Genomic DNA, 24935 nt, shown 5'->3' on the forward strand with positions numbered 1-24935 from the left:
ATGCCGTGGTCTAAAATGATTGCGTTAAGGATGCAAATCAGATAGTCTTTAGCGGAATGGATTGTGGAACCCGCTCCTCAATAAACAGCCGTACGAGCGATACTGCCCTCAGCGGTTTCGCAAAACCCTTTATGGTGTTCTATGGACAGCAAAATACTCCAGGAAGTTTCCTGCATCCGGGCTGACGGAGAGGTCGTCGCCACCAGCGAGAGAATCATCCGGGAGACGGCGCTGACCGTGCTTGTGGATGGACGGCATTTCGCCACCGCCATGATTCTGGGCGCCCTTGAAAAGGAGTTTGTCATCGGCCACCTGTACATCCAGGGGCGAATTCGACATGCAGGAGACATTTCCTCGATCGAGATCGAAGATCAAACCGTCCGCGTTAAACTCAGGCCCGGCCTAGAACAGCGCGCCCTCCCCGCCGCGCTCACCTCGGGACTGAAGGTGCGGCACGAGGATGTCCGCCGCTGCGTCCAGGCCATCCTGACCTCGCCGATTTTCGAGGAGACAGGGGCCGTCCATTGTGCGGGGCTGTTCCGTGAGGGCAGGGAATCGGTCTGCATTGCTGAAGATCTGGGCCGCCACAACGCCCTGGACAAGGTCATTGGAGCCGGCCTGCTGAAGGATGTCGATTTCGCTGACGTCGTGGCCACTTCCACGGGCCGCCAACCGGCGGAAATGATCCTGAAGTGCCTGAGCGCAGGCATTCCCATCATCGCAACCAAGGGCGTCCCCACGTCCCTGGGCGTGGAATTGGCGGAAAAGGCGGGGATCACCCTGGTGGGCATGGTAAAACGGAATTCCATGGTCGTGTACTCTCATTCCTGGAGGATCCTGTGACAATGACGGCGCCGGGATTGAAGCGGTTTAACGTCCAGAGGCTGGAGGAAGGGTCCTTTGTGCCTGCCGAGGCTCTTCTCATCATCGAAAAAGAGCTTCCGATCATCGTCAACGGCGAACTTCTCGCAACAGCGTCGGTGACGCCCCTGATGGAAAGGGAATTCGTCGCCGGGTACCTCTTCGGACAGAGCTTTATCGAGAGTGCCGCGGAAATCGTGTCGCTGGAAATTAAGGAAAAAGGGGCCTACGCGGTTCTGGCTGATGCGGATGCGCTCAAGGGCAGGAAAGAAAAAACCACCTACCGCATCGTCTCCGGCGGCGGCCGAACAGCCTATTTTGAGACATCCGTCCTTCCCTGCCTCACGTCGGATGTTAAAATCGACAGGCAGCACATCTTCCAGGCCATGACCCTCCTGTTTGAAAAGGCCGCGCTTTATGAGCAAACGGGAGGCGCTCATTCCGCCGCCCTTTTCGACACCCGGGGCAATCTCCTGTGCCTCATGGAGGACATCGGCAGGCACAACACACTGGACAAGATCATCGGCTATGCACTCCTGAACGGGATCGACTGCACCCGCACCTTCATGGTTTCCACCGGGCGCATGGCCTCCGAAATGGTCATCAAAATCGCCCGCGCCGGCATCCCACTGGTCGCCACCAAGACCGCTGTCACAGACAGGGGGCGGGAGATCGGCGAGCAGTGCGGAATGACCGTCATCGGCTCCGCCCGGGCCGAAGGTTCCAGAATGATCAAGGACATGGGGGACAGCAACATTGCCGAGAAAGCGGAAATGAAGATTTATACCGGCGCAGAAAGGGTGCTTTAACAAATCAGACGAAAGGAGAAGGATAATGGCAAAGAAATTTCTGGTGGCACTGGACAAGTCAAACAGTTCCCTGAAAGCGATCGATTTCGTGGCGGGCACCATCAATCCCTCGGCCCAGATCACCCTGATGAGCGTTGTGGCGGATCCGGCGGCAGCCTGTGAACTGAAAGGGCCTACGGAGCTGCATCCCCTGTTGGAGGAGGGCCTCAAGGACTTCTGCGTGATCGAGGAAGCCAAGAGAGCGGCCGCCCAGGGATTCCTGGATGAAGCCAAAAATAAGCTGGTCAGGGCCGGGTTTCCCGCCGAGCATATCTGCGTTGAACTTCGCAGTCAGGAAGGCGATATTGCCGGTGACATTCTCATCGAGGCCGCCAGGGAAAACTACGACGCCGTCATTATCGGCAGACGGGGAATGGCGGACAACAAGAAGTACGCCTTTGGCAGCGTTTCCAACAAGATCATCCAGCATGCGGAAAATCTGTCGATCATTGTCGTAGACTGACGGAAGGAACATCCGGCGCCCCCCGGCATGAGATCAGGACAGGAGCCGGGGGCGCCGCACTTCATTCCCGCTCCCATATCCGGCGGTTACTTTTTTTTCATTGACAGGAAAGTGTGCTTTTCCTATGCTCCTCTCCGAATACTTCTGCTTCAAGCAATGGATGTGATGTAACGATATGGCACAGTATGGGGCCACGGTAACGGGCCTTCTTCCCAACGGCAGGGCAGAGATTGTCATCCGGCCGGACAGGCCCGACATTCCCCATGCCAGCGAAATTGCAGGGCGCGTATGCCACTGCGCAACGGAGAACTCCATCGTCCGGACCGAGGCATTGAACCTGGCAGGCGCCTCCCCCGGCGACTGGGTGTCTGTTTCCCGAAAGCGCTCATCCGTCGTCAAGAATGTGATGGTGCTGGTCGGGTTCCCCTGTGCCGGTTCGATGGCCGGCGGGATTCTGGGTGCCTCGATGGAAAGCGGCAATCTGGCGATCTTCGTTCCTGCAGGAGCGCTCCTGGGCTTCCTGCTGGGGATCTGGTTCTATCGGCGCTGGTCCGATGAGAATATGCCGGTCATCGATTCCATCATCAAAACCAGGGATGAGGTTGCCGCCATTTTTGCAGCCCGGTCCGGCGCAGAGGGAAAGGGGCCGTCAGGCTGCCAGGTTGGCTGTGACCGTTGCGCTTCCATGTTATAACAACTCCTTCCATTCCTCCCGAAGCCTCCCAGAATTTCCCCGTCATGATGCCGAAGAGCCCCATGGACAGGACAGCGCCTACAGGAGACAGAGCCCCGCCCCTTAACATATTGAGATAACGCTCAGAAATACAAGACGATGAAAAAAAGTCATAAAGCGATCCTGATGCTCCTTCTCTCCGGATCCATGTTCGGCTTTTTCTGGATGGCCTGGAACCGGATTGCTCACGAGCCCCTGGTCCGTTCCCGTTTGATGATGGGGACCATCATCGAGATTACGGCCTGCGACCGGGGTGCCGAAGCGGCGATCACGGCGGCCTTTACGCGCATGCAGCAGATCGAGGACGCCGTCGGCAGGGAAGAATGGTCCGACCTGAGCCGTCTGGCCGCCTCAGCCGGAGGCCCCCCTCTTAACGTCAGCAGCGATACGTGGGAGATCCTCTCCCTGGCCGCCGAATACTGGCGGAAGACCAACGGGGCCTTCGATGTAACGGTTAATCCTCTTTTGGAACTGTGGGGTTTCGGCTACGACGGAGAGGGCAATTTTCCCGAACCTGACGCCATCAAGGCCGCCCTGCCCAGGGTCGGCAGTGACAAGATGCTGTTCTTCCCGGGAAAGCGGCAGATCCGATTGGCGAAGCCTGGAATGTCCTTGACCGTAGGCGGCATCGCCAAGGGGTACGCCGTTGAAGAGGCCGCCAGGATTCTCATGAAGAACGGCATCACGAACGCCATGATCAATGCCGGCAGCAGCATCAAGGTGATCGGAGACGGCCCAGGCGGCCGCGGCTGGCGAATCGGTGTGGAAAACCCGCGATCGGCCGGAAAGCTGGTCGGGGTGATTGTCCTGCGCTCCGGGGAGGCCATGGGCACATCCGCCGACAACCGGCGCTTTTTCATCAAGGACAGTCACCGCTATTCTCACATCATCGACCCCCGCACCGGCTGGCCGGCCAGGGAAACCATGGCCCTGGTGACCGTGATTACGGACAACGCGGCAACGGCCGACATCGTCACCAAAGCCCTCTTCCTAAACAGCATCGACTGGAGCATGGCCTTTTTAAAACAGGAAAACCTCAAGGCCATCCTGATCGACAGCCAGGGAAAGCTGCACAAGACCCCGGGGTTTCAATTGCTGAGGCCGTCATGATTTCCGTGGAGCGCGTTTCTCATTCCTTTCATGGTTATCCTGCCCTCAAGAACCTGTCTTTTTCCGTCTCGCCGGGCGAGTGCTTCGGCCTGCTCGGTCCCAACGGCGCAGGAAAATCGACGCTGATCAATATCCTCGTGACCCTGCTGCAGCCGGACAGCGGCTCCGTGACGGTAAACGGCTGGCCGCTGGCAACCGAAGCGGCGAAGATCCGGAGTTCCATCGGCGTGATCTTTCAGGATTCGAGCCTGGACGAGCGCCTGACGGCTTATGAGAACCTGTACTTTCACGCCATGTTCTATCACGTACCCCCCCGGGAAGCCTCTCAACGCATCACCGCTCTCCTGGCCATGGTGGGCCTGGCCGACCGCAGCAACGATCGGGTGATCACCTTCTCCGGCGGAATGAAACGCCGCCTGGAAATCGCCCGGAGCATCCTGCACCAGCCGCAGCTCCTGCTTCTGGACGAGGCGACCGTCGGCCTCGATACCCAGGCCCGCCGCCGCATCTGGGACTATATCGCCAGCCTCCGCCAGGATTACCCCCTCACCATCCTTCTCACAACCCACTACCTCGAGGAGGCGGAAATCTGCGATCGGATCGCCATCCTAGATCACGGGGCCGTCATCGCCTGCGATACCCCGGCCCGCTTAAAGGAAATCCACGGGCAGAAGACCCTGGACGACCTCTTTCTCCACCTGACCGGACGGGACCTTCAGGATTCGGAAACCGGTGAACTGGAGCGGCTGAAGGCGGCCCTGCGCGTGCGGAGAATCAAATGACCAGCGGCCTGAAAGACAGTTACTACATCATGAAGCGCGATCTTATCCGGATGACGCGCCAGAAGATACCGCTCATCGGGGCCGTTGTCCGGCCTATCCTCTGGCTTTTTTTTCTCGGGACCGGACTCAAATTCGGGTTCATCGCCCTGCCGCTCGTCGGGATCAACTGGCAGCAGTACATCTTTCCCGGCATCATCGCCATGAACGTCCTTTTTTCCGGGGTGATGTCCGGGGCCACGATCGTCTGGGACCGCGAATTCGGTTTTCTCAAGGAGATCACCATCGCTCCGATACCCCGCTGGTCGATCATTCTCGGGAAGGTCCTCAGCGGCACCATCATCGCGGGCTGCCAGGGAGTTCTCGTTCTGGCGGTCTATCCGCTCCTGGGCATCTCCCTCGGATTTCTGCAGTTGGCCCAGACCCTGCTGGCCATCTTTTTCATCGCCATGGCGGTAACCGCCGTCGGCGTGCTGCTCGCCGCGCGGATCCGCACCCTTGAAGGCTTCGGCGCAGTCAACAACTTCGTTGTCATGCCGGTCTTTTTCCTCAGCGGCGCCCTTCATCCCCTGTCCAACATCCCGGACTGGCTGAAGATTCTGATTTATCTCAATCCCTTCAGCTATGCGGTGGATCTCCTGCGCGTTATTCTTCTGGGGCTGGATGGAGATCCCGTGCTTGACATCCTGACCATCGTCCTGTTTACCAACGTCATTTTCCTGTCCGCGCTCTACCTCTTTGCGCAGCGCAGGCAATATTATCCTTGAAGCAGGGATCATCGACCCCGAAAGAGGGACGAACTCCGCTTCCGGATCGAACATGGCGGCAGAGCGGCGGAAATGGGGCGACGAAGGCGCATCGGGGCATACGTCGGGGAGCCGGCAACGCAGTATGCTAAAATGGCGCTTTGATATGGCATTGGAATAGGTTGATGAGACGATCCTTCAGCGAAGAAATGGCCTGCTGCCGGTGCTGCCCGCGTGAATGCGGTGTTAACCGCCTCAGGGGGGAGACCGGCTTCTGCCGGACCGGTTCCGGCATTCCCGTTGCCCATATCGGATTGCACTTCGGAGAGGAGCCCCCTATCTCCGGTTCCCGTGGATCGGGCACCATCTTTTTCGCCGGATGCAATCTCCGCTGCGTCTTCTGCCAGAATCATCAGATCAGCCAGGAGTTTCAAAGGGGGAGCGTGCGAACCCTTTCCCCACGGGAACTCGCCGACGAAATGCAGCGCCTTGAAAAAGCCGGGGCACACAACATCAACCTCGTCTCTCCGTCCCACCTCATCTTCCACCTGGCGGATGCAATATCAATCGCCCGGAACAGGGGGCTCACCCTTCCCATCGTCTACAACTCCAACGGCTACGATTCCGTTGCCGCGCTCCGTGAGATCCGGGGGCTCATCGATATCTTTCTGCCCGATCTGAAGTATCTCGACGAGGATGCGGCCAGGGGGCTTTCCGCCGCCGGCGATTATGCCCGGATCGTCCCCGGCGTCCTCGGGGAGATGTTCGCCCAGGTCGGCCCCCTCGTGCTCGATGAGGCCGGCTCAGCCCGGCGGGGTCTGCTGGTCCGCCATCTCGTTCTGCCCGGCCATCTTGAAAACAGCCGTTCCTGCCTCCGTTTTCTGGCCGGCTTTTCCCGGGATCTTCCCGTCAGCATCATGTCCCAGTATTCCCCGCAATTCCGGGCAGGAGACTATCCACGGATCAACAGGACTCTTTCCGAAGAGGAGTACGAATCGATCATCGACTGCGCCCTGGAACTCGGCCTGGAAAATGCCTTCGTTCAGGAGTGCGGAAGTCAACAGGAATACCTGCCCGATTTTTCACGGACCGACCCCTTTCAAGCTTAACCATGCACGGAGACTCCCGATGTTCCCTCCTGTTGCCGACAAAATATTTCTTGACAAAGCCATGATTACATAATATCCACATCGACGCTATCCTAGGAGGCTGAATGTCGGTGAGATGCTGATGTTTTCAGAGAATTCTCAAGCAGTTCACCGATGGGTAATGCAAGATCGTATTCGGGTGGCAAGTCTGGTTGTTGAAAGCTTTTCTGACCTTTTCCTCTTTCATTTAGGGAGGCGCGTTAGATCTCAAGAGTTTTTCGGCTTGCATAATAAATTTTAATTTTATCAACGGACTGTCTACTATGAGCACGTCATTATTGACTTTTGCCAAAGGTGGGGTTCATCCTCCAGAATCCAAAGAAATTACCGAAAGATTGGCTATTGAGAAGATGCCTCTGCCCGAGGAGTTCGAAATTCCGCTCCTTCAGCATTTTGGCGCCCCATGCCAGCCTCTGGTCAAGAAAAAGGACCGTGTTGAGGAAGGCGATCTCATCGGCCAGGTTACGGGCGGACTGGGAGCCAATGTGCATGCCAGCGTCACCGGAACCATCACGGATATCGGCACATCCATCGGGCCGGTCTCCCTCAATGTCCCCTCGGTGACCATTTCCAGGGATCTCGAAGCGCCGGATAAAACCTATACGCCTTCGGATTGGAAATCTCTGAGCCCGCAGGAGCTGCTTTCGAAAATAAAGGATGCCGGCATTGTCGGCATCGGCGGCGCCGGATTCCCGGCCCATGTCAAGCTGGCTCCGCCTCCGGGCACCAAGGTCGACAAACTGATCCTGAACGGCGCCGAATGCGAGCCTTACCTGACCACGGACCATCGGGTCATGCTGGAAAAGCCTGAAGAGGTCATCGTGGGGGCCCAGATTCTCCTTCGCGTGTTGGGGATCTCGGAAGGGCATATCGGTGTTGAAGCCAACAAAAGCGACGCCATCGATGTCCTGCGGAAGGCCGCTGAAGCGCAGAAGCTCCACGGCGCGAAGATCTCGATTGACGCACTCCAGGTTAAATATCCCCAGGGATCTGAAAAACAGTTGATTGAAAGTGTGACCGGACGCAAAGTCCCGGGCGGCGGATTGCCTTTCGACGTCGGCGTGATTGTTCAGAACATCGGCACAACGAAGGCTGTTTATGACGCTGTTGTTCTCAATAAGCCGCTCTATGAAAAGGTCATTACCATTTCCGGCAGGGGCATTTCGAGACCGGCCAACCTCCAGGTTCGGGTCGGTACGCGCATTCGGGACATCGTTCAATATCTTGGCGGTACGAAGCCGGATCTGGCAAAGATCGTCATGGGAGGCCCCATGATGGGATTCGCCGTATCAACTTTGGACATTCCTGTGACAAAGACGGTTTCGGGAGTCCTCTTCCTGACCAAAGAAGAGATCGATGATCAGCCCCATGGGCCCTGCATCCGCTGCGGATGGTGTGTAGAGGCCTGCCCCATGGGATTGTCGCCGAACGAGATCGGCCTTTATGTTGAGGCCGGACGGGCTGCGGACACGGCGCCTTTTGGAGTCTTCGACTGTTTTGAGTGCGGTTCCTGCGCCTTTGTCTGTCCTGCCAAGAGACCGCTGGTCCAGTTCATCCGCCTGGCCAAGCAAAAGGCAAAAAGATAGTCTAAAAGATAAGGAGCAAAGCCATCGTGGAGCAAGTAAAAGATACTCAAATTTCAGAACATCCGTTACCTGCATGCACGGTCTCCATTTCTCCGCATGTCAAGAGCCGCGAATCCACGGCCAAGATCATGTGGACCGTGAATGCCTGTTTGTTGCCTCCCCTTCTTTTATCCGTTTTCATCTTCGGATTTCAGACCCTGATCATCACCCTGGTCAGCGTTTTCAGTTGCGTTATCGCCGAGGCGGTTTCCCAGAAGCTTCTTCACCGCTCCATCACCATCAAGGATGGGAGCGCCGTGTTGACGGGTCTGCTTCTAGCCTACATAATACCCCCTGGAGTGCCCTACTGGATGCCGATCCTGGGCGCGGTTTTTACGATCTACATCACCAAACATCTGTTCGGGGGGCTGGGCTTCAACATTTTTAATCCGGCACTGATCGGGCGCGCCTTCCTGGTGGCCACGTTCCCTGTGGCCATGACGTCGGCCTGGATCATGCCCATGAACGACTTCTCCATTTTCAAATACATGCAGCCCGGGGTCGATGCGGTCTCCACAGCTACCCCTCTTTATGTACTGAAGCATTACGGCCTGGCGGCCCTCATCGAGAAATACGGCGCTGTTTCCACCATGTACAAGGATTTCTTTCTTGGTGTGCGGCCCGGCTGCATCGGTGAAGTCTCCAATCTGCTCCTCCTCCTTGGAGGGCTGGTGCTGATCTTCAAAAAATACATCTCTTGGCACATTCCGGTTTCCGTTATTGCAACCATCGGTGTGTTGACCTGGATTTTCGGCGGTGAAGGCTACTTCAACGGCGATCCCATTCTGGCCGTTCTTACCGGCGGCGTGTTCCTTGGCGCCATTTTCATGGCTACGGATTACGTCACCTCACCCACCCAGAAATACGCCCAGCTTGCTTTCGGATTCGGGGTCGGCGCCATTACGGTTCTGATCCGCCTCAAAGGCGGCTATCCGGAGGGTGTCTGCTATGCGATTCTGCTCATGAATACCCTCACGCCGGCATTGGATTCATGGTTTCAACCCAAGCGTTTTGCTCCAGCGAAAGGTGCGACAAAATGAACGAATTTGTAAAAATAACATTTCGCTTGACCCTTTCTTGTCTCATGGCTGCCCTGGTGATGGGAACAGCGTTCATCTTCACAGACAAGGCAAAGAAGCACAATGAACACGTCAATGTTCAGACAACGATGTTGAGCCTGCTCGGCTACAGCGATTTGAACCCCGCCCCCAAGGAATTGAAGCTTTATTCCCTCTATCGCTACATCATTGAAGAAAAGGGAACGACCTACCTGGGCTACATGGTTCCCGTCACCGAGTCGGGCAAGGAGTCCTATGAACTGCTCAAGCTGAACCTGGAGGGGAAGCTGATGCAGCGTGTGCCCATGAATATCTCCCCGGATGCGGCGGCTGAAGACGCGGAGCGTGCGACCGCTATGAAGGAGGCTCTGAAAACGGAGCAGGGCATTTCCTACCAGGACCGGACCGTCGTAGCCCGCCTCGGAGATCAGCGCTTAGCCTATCTGCTCCCCGGCAAGTTCGGCGGATTCAAGACATTTATCAACGTCATTTTGTCTTTGAATCCAGATTTCGCCATCCGCGGCCTGGAAATCATGGAGCACGAGGAAGACCCCGGTCTGGGTGCTGAAATTTCCCAGAATTATTTCAAAAACCAATTTCGTAATAAATCCTTTGAACGTCTGAAATCTCTCGATGTCATCAAGGAGCCTCTGCCCGATGAGTATCGCGCCTATCTGAATGCGCCGGATAAGATGGACAAGGATAAAGCGGATGCCATTATCAAACAGTATGGTGAAAAGGACATTTACGCCCTGACGGGTTCAACGATTTCCAGCCGGTCTGTAACTGATGGTGTCAAGAACATGGTCAAGCGTTTCGCCTACAGGATCCAGGTCCTGAACGATGTGATTGCCGACCAGAAAATACCAGCTTTGATTTGATATAAAGGAGGATAGTCTTGGCCGCCACGAAAAAAACCAACAGTCAGCTTGTCCTTGATGGGATATTTCTGGAAAATCCGATTTTCCGCCTGGCCCTTTCCATGTGCCCGGCCGTCGGATTGACGACCTCCATCAAGAACGGATTATTGCTCGGCACGGCAGTCCTCTTCGTGCAAGTCTTTTCCAGCTGCACGATTGCTGCCATAAAAAACTTCATACACCCCCGGATTCGAATCCCCACCTACACCTTGACCATCGCCACTTGGGTCACGGTGATCGACCTGGTCCTTGCTGCCTATGTTCCTGATGCCTATAAGCAGGTCGGTCTCTTCGTAAAACTGATCGTGGCTTTCGCGATCATCACCATGCGCCTTGAGATGTTTGCCTGCAAAAACAGCGTCTCCGCCTCTTGGTGGGACGGCATCGGCATGGGTTTCGGCTTCATGTTCGGCATGGTCACCATCGGTTTTGTCCGCGAGCTTCTCGGTTCGGGCATGCTCCTTGGCTACGATGTTCTGGGATTCAAGCCGCTGCTGTTCTTTGTTCTTCCTGCGGCGGGGTTTTTCTGCGTGGGTATCATGATGGCGATGTTCAACTATGTGGAAGTTGTTTACAATCGCCGGAAGGAGAGTAAGTCATGAACGCTTCGATAAAACGATCCGCTTTTCGGCCGGTCTGGTTGGTTCTTGCCCTGCTGTTCCTTCTTGCCGGATGTGAGAAAATTGATAATCCCTTCATCAAGAAGGGTGGATTCAAGGACGCCCGCTCCATCATGATCGAATTCGCCGGGGCGCCCGATGCGTCATGGGTCTCGGATCCCGCCAATTTCAAGGTTTTTCAGAAGAATAACCCCGATGTTCTCCTGCCGGTGAAGCAGGTGGATGTGGGCCCGGACAAGAAGACCGTCTTCTTGAAATTCGGGGAAGATCTTGATCTGAAACTGGCGCACACGGTCAGTATGGCAAGCATTCCATCCGAGGGGAAAGACATGGGCGCCTCGTTTCTGGACGTCAAGAAGTCCTATTTCGGCTACCTCTTTTCCATTCTCATCGGTGCAATGCTGATCAACAATTACGTATTCACCAAGTATCTTGGGCTTTGCGTCTTTATCGGAACATCCAGGAAAAAGAGTACGGCGGTTGGAATGGGGGTCACCTTTACCATCGTCATCGTCATCAGCGCCATGATCTCATGGTTCCTCTACCAGTTCGTTCTGAAACCCTATCGGCTCGACTTTCTGCAGGTTGTTACCTTTATCGGCCTCGTCTCGCTGACCGTGCAGGCCGTCGATACCATCCTCCGCAAGGTCAACCCGGCCCTTTTCAAGGCCTTCGGTGTGTACCTCGTGCTGGTCATCGCCAACTGCGTTATTATCGCCGTTCCCCTGACTCTGGCGAGTGCCGAGTACAACGCCGCTGAAAGCTTCATGCTGGCCCTGGGTGCAGGCGGCGGATTCCTTCTTGCACTCTTTCTCATGGCATCATCCAGGGAGCGCCTGGAGTTGGCAAACGTGCCTCCCACCTACCGTGGATTGCCCATCGCTTTTGTGGCTACAGGGCTCTTTGCCCTGGCCTTCATGGGCTTTTCCGGAATGGCGATTTTTTAAAATTAACTGAAATGAATTGAGGTATGTCATGGATCCTGTATTGATTAAATTGGCAATTGGAGGCATCGCGTTCCTCGGCTGCATCGGTCTGTTGTTCGGCATCGGCCTGGCGCTGGCCGCTCAGAAGTTCGCCGTGGAGGGCGATCCCAAGGTAGAAGAGGTCCTGGAAGTTCTGGCGGGGGCTCAATGAGGCGGCTGCGGCTTTGCAGGTTGCGAAGCATATGCCGAAGCGGTTGTCCACGACCCTGACGTTCCACCGAATCTCTGCTTTCCCGGCAAGGCGGAAGTGGCTGCGGCAGTTGCCGAAATTGCGGGAAAAACGGTCGGCGGTGTCGAAAATGTGGTTGCCCAGATCCGATGTTCCCGTATCGAAGGGCAGGTCAAACAGAAGTATTCCTATCTTGGTTTCGATACCTGCGCAGGTGCAAGTATCGCCTTTGGTGGTCCGCAGGACTGCGCATACGCCTGCATCGGATTGGGCGACTGTGCCGCTTCCTGCCCCTTTGGCGCCATTACCATGGAGCAGCAGTTTCCCGTTGTCGATGTGGAAAAGTGTGTCGGCTGCGGATCCTGTGTACGCGCCTGTCCCAAGAAGGTTATTGAGCTGATGCCCCTGAAGGCTCGCGTCTGGGTTCCCTGCAGCACAAAGGATCCTGGAAAGACGGTGAGGAACATCTGCAAGGTCGGCTGCATCACGTGCAAAATGTGTGTCAAGGCGTGTCCGGCGGGAGCGGTCAGTATTGAAAACGATGTGGTCCACATTGATCATGACAAGTGTCTGGCCTACGGACCGGACTGCCAGGAAGCCTGCGTTGCAAAGTGTCCCCGCAACATATTCCGGCCCTTCCGGAAGGAATTTAAAAAGGCGGGAGAGCTTGAAGCGGCCTGAGGACATTTCATAGCAACTTTATAATAGACAGACAAAAAGAGGGTGCGGACCTTTTCGGTTCCGCACCCTCTTTTTGTCTCTTCTCTTACGCTGCTTGTTGTTTTGCGGCGTTGCCTGATCCGAGCCTGGACTTCAGTTAATCATCGAGATGCTTTCCCAGATTGATGAACTCGGAGCGGTCAAACCCTACAGATATGAAGAAGGACACCATGTCCACCGCATCCCATCTCAGTGCGGTATAAATCTCCCGCACTCCCTTCTGCTTGAAATATTTAAAGATGCTTTCCACAAGGGCCTTGCCGATCCCGCCACCCATGTGATTCGGGTGGGATTCAAGGGCAATGATCCATCCGCTCTTTTCCAGTCCAAAACTCGGTCCTTTAATTTCACCGATGATAAATCCCGTCACGCGGCCGTCTTTTATGGCCACGTAACCGACAACGTCCTGCTTCCGAAGATGGAGTTCAATACTCTGCATCCAGGAATCGGTAATATTGCCTTTCATGATAGCACGATGAATCTCTGTAATCTCAGGCGCATATGTTAAATCTATTTCTTTTATCTCTATATCATCTGCCATAATGCAACTCAATCGATCCGTATAATTTTTAAATGCTTTCCAATCCAATCCGGAGGCAGGTACACCCGGCCGCTGTTGCCGCTTTGCTTGACCTCCTTGGAAATCATTTCTTCTCCATAGACTTCAAATTTGACTTTTTCAAAGATGCTTTTGTCCGCCTGCTGATCCGCGCTTTTTGTTGAGGTCGCTTCCATTATTCTCTCATCTGATTTCTCAGAAGGCTTTCTGGACAATGGAGGCTTCGACAAAGAGCTCTTTTTTTCTGATTCCCTTGTTCCCATAATCCTTATTTCCTGACTTTTTTTCCTGCCATATTTTAAATTATTCTATGGTTTAGCTATGATGTAACTTTACTTTTGTCAAGAAATATCTTTCAAGAGGTCAATTCATCAGCTTTGTCCTGTCTTCCTCTCGCGTCCAGCCTTCAGGATGACCGCTTTCAAAATTCTTGAAGGCAGCCCCTATGAGTATAAAACCCTCTGAATATAGTTTTCTTATTCCAGAGGGTCTTATAGGCACTATCAGGCTGTTTCGCACGTGCAGAGCGTTTTCATCCCCATGCAGCGGCTTAGGTCATACCGTAACCACCGTCGACTCTCAGCAGCTGTCCCGTAATATACCTGGAATCGTCGCAGCCGAAGAAAACAAAGGCGGGAGCCACTTCTGAAGGTTCCGCATAGCGATTGAGGAGAATGCGCCTCATGTAAATTTCCTTCAATTTTTCATCAGTTGTGATTTTTTCGGTCATGTCCGTTGTCACGATGCCCAGAGAGATCACATTGGCCGTGACGTTGAATCTTGCAAGCTCTCTCGCGGCTGACATGGTGAAGGAAAGGATGCCGCCTTTAGCAGCCGCGTAGTTAATCTGGCCCGTCGTTCCCACCAGTCCCGCAACGGAAGTGACGTTGATGATCTTGCCGTAATTCTGCTCCATGAAATATTTTGCCGCCGCCTGCACACAGAGGAAGGGGCCTTTCATGTGGATGTTAACGACCGCATCCCACTGCTCCTCCGTCATCTTATGGAGCATTGCGGGCTTCGTCGCACCGGCGTTATTCACCAGGACATCAATTCTTCCAAAATTATCGACAGCGGCCTGGATGGTCTTTACCGCCTCGTCCTTGACTTCGACACGCCCCTGAACGGCCACGGCACGACGCCCCATCTTTTCAATCATAGCAACCACTTCATTGGCTGCGGCATGATTACCGGCGTAGTTTACGATAACATCGGCGCCCTCTTCCGCATAGGCAAGACAAATGGCTCTTCCCACACCTCTTCCGCCGCCGGTTACTACCGCTACCTTACCTTCTAGCTTTCCCATTTCTAAATCCCCCTGTTATTATTGTTGATGTTCGTTACTCGAAGTATTTTTTTCTGCTCTTGATCATCTAAAGAAGGTTACGATCGGTCCACAATGTTCAGACTTCAAAAAACTCATCCGGCTTTGACCATCTTTCAGAATGTTAAGAAAGGGCACGACTTTTTGAGGGCTGGAGATCTCCTTGCACCTCGGGAGCAAAATCATGAACTATTACAGTGTGCTGCAATAACAACTTGATCCTCTTTTGTCAAGTCAATTCTACGGGCTCAACGCTTCTCTTTCGCGGGCTTTTTCTGCAATTCAAATGGGAAATACCCTTCTTCCTCCCGTTCCATGGTCTGTTTCCGAAAGAGACTCCAAACAATAAAGGGGTTTAGAGTCCCACTCTAAATCCCCAGTATCAGAAGTGATATATTGGATTTATGGTGCCGAAGCCGGGACTTGAACCCGGACGAGCGTGGCTCACTACCCCCTCAAGATAGCGTGTCTACCAGATTCCACCACTTCGGCAATATTCCGGAATACGGATACGGCAAAAAACGGTCTTTTTCAAACTATCTCGATCAGGCCCATTTTCCTGCCGATCGATAAGCTACCCCACCCCTCATGAATTTGTCAATACGAAAAGAGTCTCCCGGCCATTTTTCTTGGTACGGCCCCCTACTTCGCCGGCTGTGACTGAGGCGTGGAGACAGGAGGCGCTGTGTTCTGCGCCGGTGCCGGCGCCGTGGCGGGTGCTGCCGGTGCGGTAGGTGCGGCCGGCCTTTCCGCTACAGGCCTGGAAGCCCCTTCCATCAGCGAGGAGCCTTTATGGATCGACGCATAGGAGAGGAAAAGCGACGTCAGCATGAAGACGACGGCTACGGCGGTCGTCATTTTTCCGAGAAAGGTCCCTGCCCCGCTGCTGCCGAAGACGGTCTGGCTGGAACCGCCGAATGCCGCCCCCATACTGGCGCCTTTTCCCGCCTGAAGAAGCACGACGATCACAAGGACAAAACAGGAGATGATATGCAATACATTAATCAGAATGTGCACAGTAATTCCGCCTCTTTTAATTTTATTGAGCCTCCTGCCGGAACCAAGAGGACATGCGTTCATAAACAGCGACGCAGTGCCGTATATCACCGATGTCAAAAGAATTCAATCCTTTTTCAGGAGGGCAGCCGTTATAATCCGCGATTCTTTTCTCCCGTTGAAGCCGGTGCTCTCCAGGAAAACCGAGATCTCATACCCGCCGATAACCGGATATTTCTTCATTTTCTTCTGTTGCGAGGGTTCCATTATGGATTATAACTATGGCTGCAGCACTGCGTTCCGTGCTTCCCGGGCCCTGTTCACGGGACGATGCGCAGCGAACCTATCCGGGCAAAAGGAGGCATCATGAACAATACCGACATAGCCGGGATCTTCGAACACATGGCGAATTTTCTGGAAATCAAGGGAGAAAACCCGTTCAAGATAAGGGCTTATCGACGAGCCGCCCAGGTCATAGAACATCTGCCCCGGGAACTCGCCGTCATGCTTGCGGCGGGAGAGGATTTGAAAAGCCTTCCGGGGATCGGCCAGGCGATTGCCGCCAAGGCGGAAGAGCTGGTCCGCACCGGACGCCTGGCCGCCTGGGAAACCCTGAGAGGCTCCCTTCCCGAAGGCCTCTCCGAACTCCTGGAAATACCGGGCATCGGTCCGAAAACCGCTTTTCGCCTGGCGTCAGAGCTTGGGATCTCCTCCGTGGACGAATTGGAGCGAGCCATTCGGCAGGGTAAGGTGGCCTCCCTCTTTCGGCTGGGCGACAGGACGGCGGACAATCTGCTGCACCAGATCGAGTCCTTGCGGCGCAAGGATCAGCGCATTCCCCTTGGGCGGGCCCTTCCCCTGGTCGAAGACGTTCTCTCCATGCTCCGCCCCCTGCCGGGAGTGAAGAATCTGGTCGCAGCGGGAAGCCTTCGCCGCTTCCGGGAAACCGTCGGCGACATCGACCTGATGGGAACGGCGGATTACCCGGAACAGGTCATCCGCTCCTTTGTGTCCCTGCCCGCCGTTCGAGACGTCCTCGGCCAGGGGCCCACCAAGGCCAGCGTCATTCTGGCCGACGGGCTTCAGGCCGATCTCCGGATGGTGGAGCATGAGGCCTTCGGATCGCTCCTGCAGTATTTTACGGGGAGCCGTCAGCACAACATCGCCCTGAGGGCCAGGAATCAAAAACGGGGCTTGAAACTCAGCGAATACGGAATTACCGATGCCTCCACGGGCAGGCTGGAAACGTTTGCAACGGAAGAGGACTTTTATGCGCGCCTGGGAATGCAGTACATCCCGCCGGAAATCCGTGAAGATTACGGGGAGATCGAACTTGCGGCAACCCATGCCCTTCCTGAACTGGTCGAACGCTCAGACATCAGGGGGGATCTCCACGTGCATACCCATTGGAGCGACGGAACGGCATCCCTTGAATCCATGGCCCAGGCGGCGAAGGAAGCGGGGTATGCCTATCTGGCCATTACGGATCATTCCGGCGGATTGGGCATTGCCGGGGGATTGCATGAAGATCGGCTGCTGAAACAGCAGCAGGCCATCCACGAACTCAACCAGCAGATCGAGGGAATCCGGCTGCTTACGGGGATTGAAGTCAATATCATGAGCGACGGACGGCTGGATCTGCCGGACGAGATCCTGTCCGGGCTGGATGTTGTCGTGGCATCGATCCACTCATCCCTGAACCAGAGCGAGGGGAAAATGACCCGGAGGATCCTGAAGGCCCTGGAGAATCCCCATGTGGACATCCTGGCTCACCCGACGGGCCGCCTCATCGGAAAGCGTGAGCCCATCGCAGTGGATCTGGAGGCGGTTTTTTCCGCCGCAGCTCAGTATCGCAAGGTCCTGGAGATCAATTCCATGCCCGACCGCCTGGATCTTAAGGACAACTTCATCTACCGGGCGCGGGAGCTGGGCGTCCTGCTGGCAATCAATACGGATGCGCACCGCCCGGAGCATTTCGAGCTGATCCGCTTCGGAATCGGCATGGCCCGGCGCGGCTGGTGCCGGCCCTCTTCCATCCTGAACACTCGATCGGTTGACGAGGTGCTTGCTCATTTCAGACAGGGGAACACCTCCCGGTAGCCTGCCGGACCATTTTGCGTTTCGGATGGAACACAGCCCTTATCCGTTCATGGAAAACGCGCGAGGAAGCCGAATGACGGCCTTTAAGCAGCAAAGCCGGCGGCGGCGCCCAGGCAGGAGATCATCGATGGCTGGTAACGGATATGCGGGGACAGAGATCACCAAGGAGGCAGGAGCTGCAGAGGGGAGAAACCGGACGGCAGACACGCTGGCCGAAGGAAACCAGCAGGGTGTTGTAGCGTGACCAGTAGCATCGCGGAAGGGTATCCTGGAGAGCGAATTCCGTCTGCTCCGGTGTTTTTGTCTTGACCAGACCGAGACGGTTGGAGATCCGGTGCACATGCGTGTCGACGCAGATGGCCTCTTGTCCGTAGCCCAGCGAAAGAACGAGATTTGCGGTTTTTCGCCCCACGCCTTTGAGCGAAAGCAAATCCTCCAGGGTGTCGGGCACCCGGGAGAAAAAGCGCTCAACGAGATCCCGGCAGATTTCAGGAATCTGCCGGGCCTTGTTCCGGTAAAAGCCGACGGGATAGATGGCTTGGCGAATTTCCTCTTCACTCAGCTTCATCATTCCCTCAGGCGTTGAAGCCAGACGAAACAGCTTCTCGGTGGCCTTCCCCGTGACCTCGTCCTTCGTCCTCAGACTGAGCACGGTAGAAATCAGGATCTTGAAAGGATCGTGCTGCCTTTCCGCCAGTTGGGTGACGATGGGAAAGTCAGCGCCCCCGGCACTGACTTCAAGCCGGCGAACCAGGAGGTCGATTTCTTTGCTGTCCATGAACCGGGCTCCGAATCCTGCGGACTAACTATACCCCTCTTCGTAGGCCAGCATGTCCAGATGAAGGGTGGCAATGTCTTCGACATCCAGATCGGCCTCCTGCTCCGTCACTCTCAGATCGACCATCTTGATGTACCGTTTGCAGACGTTACATACATCCACCCGGTAGCGCTCATCCCCTTCGATCGTGAAATAGGCGAGGGCGTGCTGCTCCTCATTGCCGCAGAAGGGGCATTTCACCCGCCGGTAATGCCATTCAAAGCCGCACTGGTTGCAGAAAAGATAGCGCCTTCCGTCTCCGGCCTTGATCTTGCCGATTTTCGGCTCTTTGCCGCAGATCGGGCAGTACCCTTCGGACCATTTGAGTTGGGAAATCCGGTCGCCATAATGGCCGGCGATCTTTTCCAGTTCAGGTCTCAGGCTTTCTTCCAGGAACAGCTCCACAAGATCATAAAAATCATCATCTTTTTCTTCCGGAAAATCCCCTTCCGCAAGGGGGTCGAAGGTATGACGGATCATCCTCTCAAAATCCAGAGCCCCGCGGTGCAGCTGCTCGATCATTTCCTCTGTTTTTTCCGGAGAACGCTTTTTTGCAATATCCAGAAGCTTCAGGAAATAATCCCTGGGCAGGGAAAGATTAAATTCTCCCGAGATAAAATCAATCAGGGGCAATCCACCCGCCACCTTCTGGGGGATCAGGTGCTCATCCACCTGAAAAATCATCCTGTCGGATGTTTTGTGATACTCTTCCCGCAGGATGAGAAGTTCCGCGAGAATATCCAGCAGTTCGCTGTAGTACGGACTGTCGGATTTGTACTGCTCGATCGTTTTTAGGGCATTCAGCATGTTCGCCATGCAGTTTCAGGCCTCCTGTCCTTGGACTTGCGCCTTGGATACTATCCAAAACACCTGCTACGTATATAATCCTTCCTGTCAAAAGTGCAAGCAATTATTAATCCCCCGGAAAGGGAGATATACTGCTTGAAATGCGATCCGCCTTCGTCTATAAATTTCATATCGTTCATGTTTGGATGGCGCGGGGCTGCGCTCCGCTTTGGTTTATCCGTTGAACATGACGGCCGGGAAAGGGCCCAAGGAGAAGACGTGAAAGCACATAACCCCATTCCTGTGATTTCCATCGTCGGCAAATCCAATACGGGAAAAACGACCCTGATCGAGAAGCTGGTTCCGGAACTGGCCAAGCGGGGATACAGGGTGGCGACCATCAAGCATCATCTGCACGACTTCGATATCGACATCGAAGGAAAGGATAGCTGGCGGCACCGGCAGGCAGGCGCCCGGGCAACGGTCATTGCGACCCCCCGAAAGGTAGCCCTGATTGAAGACGTGGAGGAAGATTTCAGCATCGACGCCCTCCGGGAACGCTATATCCACGATGTAGACCTGATCCTGACGGAAGGGTTCAAAGGGAACCCCCATCCGAAAATCGAGATATACCGGGCTGCCCTCAAGCGGGAACTTCTCTGCGGCCAGCATGACAATTTGCTTGCCCTGGCCAGCGACACGCCGCTTGACATCGGGGTGCCATGCCTGGACATCAACGACATTCTGGGCCTGGTAGATCTCATTGAAGCCTCGGTCTTGAAATGACGAGCAACGTCTCTTTTTACGATTGCTGAATCATCTTTACTGTGGCCCATGGATATTTCGAATATTGACGTCCAGCGCATCCTGAAATGGGTGCTGATTGTCCTGATTACCGGTTTTATTGCCCAGTTTGGTAAATCCTTCGCCAAATATCTCCTGGAGAAAATCCGGGTGAGAAAAGCCCTGGAAGCGGAGAAGCTGGCTTCGGCCCCCGGCGACCAAGAACCCCCGAAGCCGGCCCCGCCGCCGGAGCGCGTTTCCACGGCGCAGAAAGAGCCGGAAGTCGCAACATTTGCGGATGCCATTCCTCCATCGGAAAAAGACGAGACCAAGCTCCGGAAAAAAGCGCTCAAGGCGCAGGTCAAAGAGCAAAAAAAGAAAAAGAAGGAGGAAGGTTGAAGGATTTCCGTACTTCGAAGTCCGGCGGGGGGACATCCCGCTGTTCCATGGGCTCCGGCGGCACGGTCTTTCAGAAGGACGCCTTCTGCAAATACCCAAGATCCTCTTCCAGGTCGGCCTGTCCAGCAGCTTCATTGGCAAGAACATCGCAACGTTCGTTTTCCTTGATGTCCGCATGGCCCCGCACCCAGACAAAGGTGACCTGATGAAGGGAGCACAGATTCAACAGCCACTCCCAGAGATCGGCGTTAAGCGCCTTTTCCCTTGAATTGCGCTTCCAGCCGTTTGCCCGCCAGCGTTTTGCCCACCCCTTGGTGATCGCATTCACCAGATATTGGGAATCCGAATAAAGCGTCACCGAACAGGGAAGCTTCAAAGCCTCCAGACCTCTGATTGCCGCGAGAATTTCCATGCGGTTGTTCGTGGTCAACCGGTAGCCGCCGGAAAGCTCCTTTCGGTGTTCCCCATAGAGAAGCACAACGCCATATCCGCCCGGCCCGGGATTTCCAAGACAGGCGCCGTCGGTATAAAGGATTACCTGCTTCGGGGAAGACGTCACTCCGGACGACGTCGACAACCCCTCGCCACGGGTTCGGGGCGTCGCCACCGTATCTTCACGGTTTGTTCTTTCCCGCCTGTTTTTCATTACGACCTTTCTTGTACCTCAAAAGAAGAACGCATCATACAAGAGCGGGATGCACGGTTGCAAGAAAAGAAAATCGGGAATGCCCTGTTGCCGGCAGCCTCGAAGATGCCTGTCTCTTTTCAGGGCGATCCGCCTTCAGAATGTTCTTTACAAAACCGCTGGTTTTAGTATCTCATTGGGATAACGGGATAGGATGTCGGCTCGAACGCAGTAAAGAGGCCCGGCAGGAACGCGGATCGGGCAAAAACGGCGAAACGCCGAAAGGCCGGCCATAAAATCGGAATCATGGAACATTTCAGGGGGCTGGAGGTTGCAACATGGAGGGAAAGAACTGGCTGCAACGCTTTAAGAAATCGCGACGGGATAAATGGATCGGCGGAGTCTGCGGAGGCCTGGGGGAGCATACGCCCATTCCGTCGTGGTGCTGGCGGTTCCTGTTTGCATTTCTGTTCTTCTTCTGCGGATTTGGATTCCTGCTGTATCTCCTCCTGTGGATTCTCGTTCCCAAAGGCGACAACGTCGGGGGCGAATCGGATGTCCCTCAACCATGGAATGGCGAAAGCCGGAGAAACGGCGCCGGAAGCTGAAAGGCGCGATACAATCCCGAGGTAACATGCCATGAACACACTCAAAGTCATCCTCCTGCTGGCCTCCCTGTCCGGTCTGCTCATACTGGCCGGCTATTTTGTCGCGCGGGGAACCGGCGTGGTAATCGCCCTGGTTTTTTCCGCGCTCATGAACTTCGGCAGCTACTGGTATTCGGACAGTATCGTCCTCCGCATGTATTCCGCCCGTGAAGTACCGCACGCGGAGGCCCCTGTCCTCCACAACTCCGTGGAAGCGCTGGCCGCGAGGGCCGGTCTGCCGAAGCCCCGGATTTACCTGATTTCCAACGATGTTCCCAACGCCTTTGCAACGGGAAGAAATGAAGATCATGCCGCCGTCGCAGTGACATCCGGCATCCAGAAGATTCTTGACCGGGATGAACTGGAGGGCGTCCTCGCCCATGAACTTTCCCACATCAAGCACAAGGATATCCTGATCAGCACCATGGCCGCGACGGTGGCGAGCGCCGTCGTGCTTCTGTCCCGGTGGGCCGTTTTTTTCGGCAACGACGAGGGAGGGGGAATGATCCCCGCCATTGCCATGGCGGTGATAGCACCTGTTGCGGCAACGGTCATTCAGATGGCGATCTCCCGATCCAGGGAATATGACGCCGATGCAGGCAGCGCGAGGATCACCGGCAAGCCGGAAGCCCTGGCCTCCGCCCTCCGGAAGCTGTCGGCGGCATCGAGGGCCAACCCGATGAATGTCAACCCATCCACGGCGCATATGTTCATCGTGAATCCGCTATCAGGAGATTTTCTTCGGACCCTCTTCAGCACCCATCCACCGATCGAGAAAAGGATCGAGCGGCTGCTGGCGATGAAAGCAGCTCCAAAGGAATAGGGAATGATGAAAGGACACAGCACCCCTTAGCGGTTGGGATCGGCCCCATGCCTTTCTTGGTCCCGAGAACCTCCCATGACCGCCTCCGGATTTGGACCTGCCCGCCCGGACCATCTTCAAAAAATTGATGAAAAATCCAAACGGTCGGGCGGTCGATGGATTCCGGAGAACACCTCCAGTTGTGATCCGCCTTGAACTGTGATAGAAAAGCCACGCTGAAGCGCCCGCAACACCGCAGCGGGTTGCGGGCTCCGAAAAGGCCTGAGGACGGGTGACAGCGGCAAATCCCGGCTGAAAGCACAGAGAGATCGTCAGAACTTCCAAAAAGGACCTCTATCTTTGAAAGAACGCTTGAAGCGGGATTACGCCCCCGTCAAGGACCTGAAAGCGGATGACCACATTCGCATCGTCCAGGATATTTTTGCGACGGTTACGGGAAAGTACGATTTTCTCAATCACCTCCTCAGTTTCCGTCGAGATGTTGCCTGGCGGCGCTTTGCCGCCCGGAAGATGCATTTCCCCAGGACACGCCGTTACCTGGACGTGGCCACCGGCACGGCGGATCTGGCCCTGGAGGTGGCGAGCCGCTATCCGGATGTCGAGGTAACCGGCGTTGATTTTGTCCTGGAAATGCTTGAAAAAGCTGTGATCAAAACCGCCCGGCGGAAGGAATGCCGGGACCGGGTATCCTTCGTCCAGGGTGACGCCCTGGCCCTTCCCTTTGCGGACCGGTCTTTTGACGTGGTGGGAATAGCCTTCGGGATCCGCAACATTCCAGACCGTCCGGGAGCGCTCCGGGAGTTTTCCCGGGTTCTCATTGAAGGCGGCCAGGTGGCCATACTGGAGATGCAGCTCCCGCAGCAGAAGGTTTTGCAGTTCTTGTGCAGCTTCTATCTCCGCCGGATCCTACCCCGGATGGCCAGGTGTTTTACCCGCAACCCGGCGGCCTATCTTTATCTTGCCGATTCCATCATCCAGTTCCCCGCCCCGGAACGATTCGCGGGGATGATGCGCGACGTCGGCTTTTCCAATGTCCGTCACTATCCCCTGACATTGGGCATCACCCGGCTTTATGTCGGTACGAAGCCCGATGGCGCACTGCCCCCTGAAAAGCAACCCGGCCATTTTCCTGAAAAGAATCCAGACAGGGACTCATCTTGACGGCACGGGGGGCTGGCGGGAATGTGAATCTTTTCCTTCCGGCAGGAATTCCGGGGATTTTTTTCTTGAAAAAAGAGGGAAAGAATGATCTCTTCTCCGGGAAGTTGCGATAGAGGCGCAGGCAGCGAAGGTTCGGAAAAGCGGTTCAGGCAAAGGATGACATGTTGCCTCTCGAGCGGAAATATCGTGCCCATATCTCCTGATTCGACAGTGTGAGACGATCGTGCCGGCTATTTATTTCTTTGAGGTTGTCTGGAAGGTTGCCTGCCTTAGGAAAGGCGCATGGAAAACAGGCAAATGCACCCTGCGCAGTGCTGTGCGTGAATTCAGCGACTCTCTGCTCCTCTTCGGGCCCGATCTGGTGGAAGTGGAAAATCCCTATGTCCGCCCCGATCTTGCGGAAATCATAAGCTGGAGCGAGGAGAATGTGTTGTCCAGCCAATCTTCTTCCGGCTATTGCTCTCTTCCTTTGGAACCGAGGATCATGCTGGCAAGCCACGGGCGGCGAATCCAGGAAAGACAGACGCTCTACGAGCTCTGGGAGGATTCGGGCCTGCAGTCCCTTTCCGCAAATCTGTTCTTTATCGAGCCGCTGATTTTCTGCCACGCGTTCAAGACACTGATCAATCATACGCGGGAAGATTGTTTTTGCGGGCCTCCGAACGACAGCAGGGAATACGATTATCTGACAGCCGAGGTGCATCTCTGCGTAAAGAGGAAATCGCCGAAGATTGAGACGGTTCTGAGCTCGGACGCCCGGATTGCCGGAAAAAGGGGGTTGACCTTCGGCATGGATCTTTACGGCAACCTTCGACATGCCGTCATCGCGCAGTCAGCGGTCCAATCGGCCGCACGTGTTCCAGGTGATAAGTCGCATCAGGAGAAACCGTCGCCAGGAGAACCTGTTCCGGCTCGAGGGCTCGCCAAGGCGGAGCCTGGCAGAGACGCGGGTGTTGCCGTCAGGGCTCCTGCTGAATCCGAAAGAGACTGTTGCACCCTTCCCATGTCACCCGAAAGAGAGCCACGGGTGAAAAGAGCGCCTCCCGCTTTGGCATCCGGTTTCCTGGCCCATATGACCTTTTATGATGAACCCTCCGGATTGCTTTGGATTTTTTGAAAAAAATTTTTT

28 protein-coding genes and 1 tRNA gene are annotated in these 24935 nt (G+C 55.3%); 21 read left to right on the top strand and 8 right to left on the bottom strand.

Annotated features, from left to right (window positions below; all coding sequences use genetic code 11):
• The first annotated feature begins 141 nt into the window (after positions 1-141).
• The 14 genes from ACJ77P_RS14000 to rnfB all read left to right on the top strand — a co-directional run bounded on the left by ACJ77P_RS14000 (position 142) and on the right by rnfB (position 12747).
• Positions 142-843 (top strand): formate dehydrogenase accessory sulfurtransferase FdhD, encoded by a 702-nt coding sequence (locus ACJ77P_RS14000; RefSeq protein WP_408998591.1) that lies wholly within the window; start codon positions 142-144, stop codon positions 841-843.
• 2 nt (positions 844-845) lie between these two features.
• Positions 846-1670 (top strand): formate dehydrogenase accessory sulfurtransferase FdhD, encoded by an 825-nt coding sequence (fdhD, locus tag ACJ77P_RS14005; protein ID WP_408999436.1) that lies wholly within the window; start codon positions 846-848, stop codon positions 1668-1670.
• Between the two features lie 25 nt (positions 1671-1695).
• Positions 1696-2172, top strand: coding sequence for a universal stress protein (locus tag ACJ77P_RS14010; protein WP_367360084.1), 477 nt, complete (start codon positions 1696-1698; stop codon positions 2170-2172).
• Positions 2173-2347: 175 nt separating this feature from the next.
• Positions 2348-2866, top strand: a complete 519-nt coding sequence (locus tag ACJ77P_RS14015; RefSeq protein WP_367360085.1) for a SoxR reducing system RseC family protein — start codon at positions 2348-2350, stop codon at positions 2864-2866.
• A 138-nt stretch (positions 2867-3004) separates the two neighbouring features.
• A complete protein-coding gene (locus ACJ77P_RS14020; RefSeq protein ID WP_408998592.1) occupies positions 3005-4015 on the top strand; it encodes an FAD:protein FMN transferase in 1011 nt (336 codons plus the stop codon).
• The gene (locus tag ACJ77P_RS14025; RefSeq protein WP_408998593.1) at positions 4012-4797 is read left to right on the top strand and encodes an ABC transporter ATP-binding protein; all 786 of its coding nucleotides are present in this window, start codon (positions 4012-4014) and stop codon (positions 4795-4797) included. Before ACJ77P_RS14020 ends, ACJ77P_RS14025 begins: the two co-directional genes overlap by 4 nt.
• Complete coding sequence (locus ACJ77P_RS14030) at positions 4794-5561, top strand: ABC transporter permease (RefSeq protein WP_408998594.1); 768 nt, start codon at positions 4794-4796, stop codon at positions 5559-5561. The genes ACJ77P_RS14025 and ACJ77P_RS14030 overlap by 4 nt, the downstream gene beginning before the upstream one ends.
• Positions 5562-5725: 164 nt before the next feature.
• Positions 5726-6649 (top strand): radical SAM protein, encoded by a 924-nt coding sequence (locus ACJ77P_RS14035; protein ID WP_408998595.1) that lies wholly within the window; start codon positions 5726-5728, stop codon positions 6647-6649.
• A 302-nt stretch (positions 6650-6951) separates the two neighbouring features.
• Entirely contained in the window at positions 6952-8274 is a 1323-nt protein-coding gene (gene rsxC, locus ACJ77P_RS14040; RefSeq protein ID WP_408998596.1) for an electron transport complex subunit RsxC, read from the top strand.
• 26 nt (positions 8275-8300) lie between these two features.
• A complete protein-coding gene (locus ACJ77P_RS14045; protein WP_408998597.1) occupies positions 8301-9353 on the top strand; it encodes an RnfABCDGE type electron transport complex subunit D in 1053 nt (350 codons plus the stop codon).
• Entirely contained in the window at positions 9350-10252 is a 903-nt protein-coding gene (locus tag ACJ77P_RS14050) for an FMN-binding protein (RefSeq protein WP_367360092.1), read from the top strand. Before ACJ77P_RS14045 ends, ACJ77P_RS14050 begins: the two co-directional genes overlap by 4 nt.
• Before the next feature lie 17 nt (positions 10253-10269).
• Positions 10270-10893 (top strand): electron transport complex subunit RsxE, encoded by a 624-nt coding sequence (gene rsxE, locus ACJ77P_RS14055; protein ID WP_367360093.1) that lies wholly within the window; start codon positions 10270-10272, stop codon positions 10891-10893.
• On the top strand, positions 10890-11858 hold the full coding sequence (locus tag ACJ77P_RS14060) for an electron transport complex protein RnfA (protein ID WP_408998598.1): 969 nt from the start codon (positions 10890-10892) through the stop codon (positions 11856-11858). The genes rsxE and ACJ77P_RS14060 overlap by 4 nt, the downstream gene beginning before the upstream one ends.
• Before the next feature lie 28 nt (positions 11859-11886).
• Positions 11887-12747, top strand: a complete 861-nt coding sequence (rnfB, locus tag ACJ77P_RS14065) for an RnfABCDGE type electron transport complex subunit B (protein WP_257395006.1) — start codon at positions 11887-11889, stop codon at positions 12745-12747.
• A gap of 136 nt (positions 12748-12883) precedes the next feature.
• Here the strand turns inward: rnfB and ACJ77P_RS14070 are convergent, their stop codons facing one another.
• The 5 genes from ACJ77P_RS14070 to secG all read right to left on the bottom strand — a co-directional run bounded on the left by ACJ77P_RS14070 (position 12884) and on the right by secG (position 15686).
• A complete protein-coding gene (locus tag ACJ77P_RS14070; RefSeq protein WP_367360095.1) occupies positions 12884-13327 on the bottom strand; it encodes a GNAT family N-acetyltransferase in 444 nt (147 codons plus the stop codon).
• Between the two features lie 8 nt (positions 13328-13335).
• Positions 13336-13521, bottom strand: coding sequence for a DUF2080 family transposase-associated protein (locus ACJ77P_RS14075; protein WP_367360096.1), 186 nt, complete (start codon positions 13519-13521; stop codon positions 13336-13338).
• A 374-nt stretch (positions 13522-13895) separates the two neighbouring features.
• The gene (locus ACJ77P_RS14080) at positions 13896-14651 is read right to left on the bottom strand and encodes an SDR family NAD(P)-dependent oxidoreductase (RefSeq protein ID WP_367360097.1); all 756 of its coding nucleotides are present in this window, start codon (positions 14649-14651) and stop codon (positions 13896-13898) included.
• A gap of 423 nt (positions 14652-15074) precedes the next feature.
• Positions 15075-15161, bottom strand: a tRNA-Leu gene (locus tag ACJ77P_RS14085).
• Positions 15162-15311: 150 nt separating this feature from the next.
• Positions 15312-15686 (bottom strand): preprotein translocase subunit SecG, encoded by a 375-nt coding sequence (secG, locus tag ACJ77P_RS14090; RefSeq protein ID WP_408998599.1) that lies wholly within the window; start codon positions 15684-15686, stop codon positions 15312-15314.
• Positions 15687-16031: 345 nt separating this feature from the next.
• On the opposite strand from secG, the gene polX reads away from it, so the two are divergent.
• Positions 16032-17765, top strand: a complete 1734-nt coding sequence (gene polX / locus ACJ77P_RS14095) for a DNA polymerase/3'-5' exonuclease PolX (protein ID WP_367360099.1) — start codon at positions 16032-16034, stop codon at positions 17763-17765.
• A 121-nt stretch (positions 17766-17886) separates the two neighbouring features.
• Here polX and nth read toward each other — a convergent pair whose 3' ends face one another.
• Both nth and ACJ77P_RS14105 read right to left on the bottom strand, forming a co-directional pair.
• Complete coding sequence (gene nth / locus ACJ77P_RS14100) at positions 17887-18543, bottom strand: endonuclease III domain-containing protein (RefSeq protein ID WP_408998600.1); 657 nt, start codon at positions 18541-18543, stop codon at positions 17887-17889.
• A 24-nt stretch (positions 18544-18567) separates the two neighbouring features.
• A complete protein-coding gene (locus ACJ77P_RS14105) occupies positions 18568-19398 on the bottom strand; it encodes a formate dehydrogenase accessory protein FdhE (RefSeq protein ID WP_408998601.1) in 831 nt (276 codons plus the stop codon).
• Positions 19399-19647: 249 nt separating this feature from the next.
• On the opposite strand from ACJ77P_RS14105, the gene mobB reads away from it, so the two are divergent.
• Positions 19648-20154, top strand: a complete 507-nt coding sequence (gene mobB, locus ACJ77P_RS14110) for a molybdopterin-guanine dinucleotide biosynthesis protein B (protein ID WP_408998602.1) — start codon at positions 19648-19650, stop codon at positions 20152-20154.
• 48 nt (positions 20155-20202) lie between these two features.
• Positions 20203-20550: a hypothetical protein gene (locus ACJ77P_RS14115; protein ID WP_408998603.1), complete on the top strand. Its 348-nt coding sequence runs from the start codon at positions 20203-20205 to the stop codon at positions 20548-20550.
• A gap of 70 nt (positions 20551-20620) precedes the next feature.
• Here the strand turns inward: ACJ77P_RS14115 and rnhA are convergent, their stop codons facing one another.
• Entirely contained in the window at positions 20621-21109 is a 489-nt protein-coding gene (gene rnhA / locus ACJ77P_RS14120) for a ribonuclease HI (protein WP_408999437.1), read from the bottom strand.
• 404 nt (positions 21110-21513) lie between these two features.
• Between rnhA and ACJ77P_RS14125 the strand changes: the two genes are divergently transcribed.
• From ACJ77P_RS14125 to ACJ77P_RS14140, 4 genes are all read left to right on the top strand, one after another.
• Positions 21514-21783 (top strand): PspC domain-containing protein, encoded by a 270-nt coding sequence (locus tag ACJ77P_RS14125; protein ID WP_408998604.1) that lies wholly within the window; start codon positions 21514-21516, stop codon positions 21781-21783.
• Positions 21784-21814: 31 nt separating this feature from the next.
• Positions 21815-22645, top strand: a complete 831-nt coding sequence (locus tag ACJ77P_RS14130; protein ID WP_408998605.1) for a zinc metalloprotease HtpX — start codon at positions 21815-21817, stop codon at positions 22643-22645.
• Positions 22646-22984: 339 nt separating this feature from the next.
• Positions 22985-23806 carry a bifunctional demethylmenaquinone methyltransferase/2-methoxy-6-polyprenyl-1,4-benzoquinol methylase UbiE gene (gene ubiE, locus ACJ77P_RS14135; RefSeq protein WP_408998606.1) on the top strand — a complete coding sequence of 274 codons (822 nt, stop codon included), beginning with the start codon at positions 22985-22987 and terminating at the stop codon, positions 23804-23806.
• Positions 23807-24029: 223 nt separating this feature from the next.
• Positions 24030-24923: a hypothetical protein gene (locus ACJ77P_RS14140; RefSeq protein ID WP_408998607.1), complete on the top strand. Its 894-nt coding sequence runs from the start codon at positions 24030-24032 to the stop codon at positions 24921-24923.
• Positions 24924-24935: the final 12 nt, after the last annotated feature.

It is taken from the genome of Syntrophus buswellii (genome assembly GCF_046097065.1).
Taxonomy (GTDB): domain Bacteria; phylum Desulfobacterota; class Syntrophia; order Syntrophales; family Syntrophaceae; genus Syntrophus; species Syntrophus buswellii.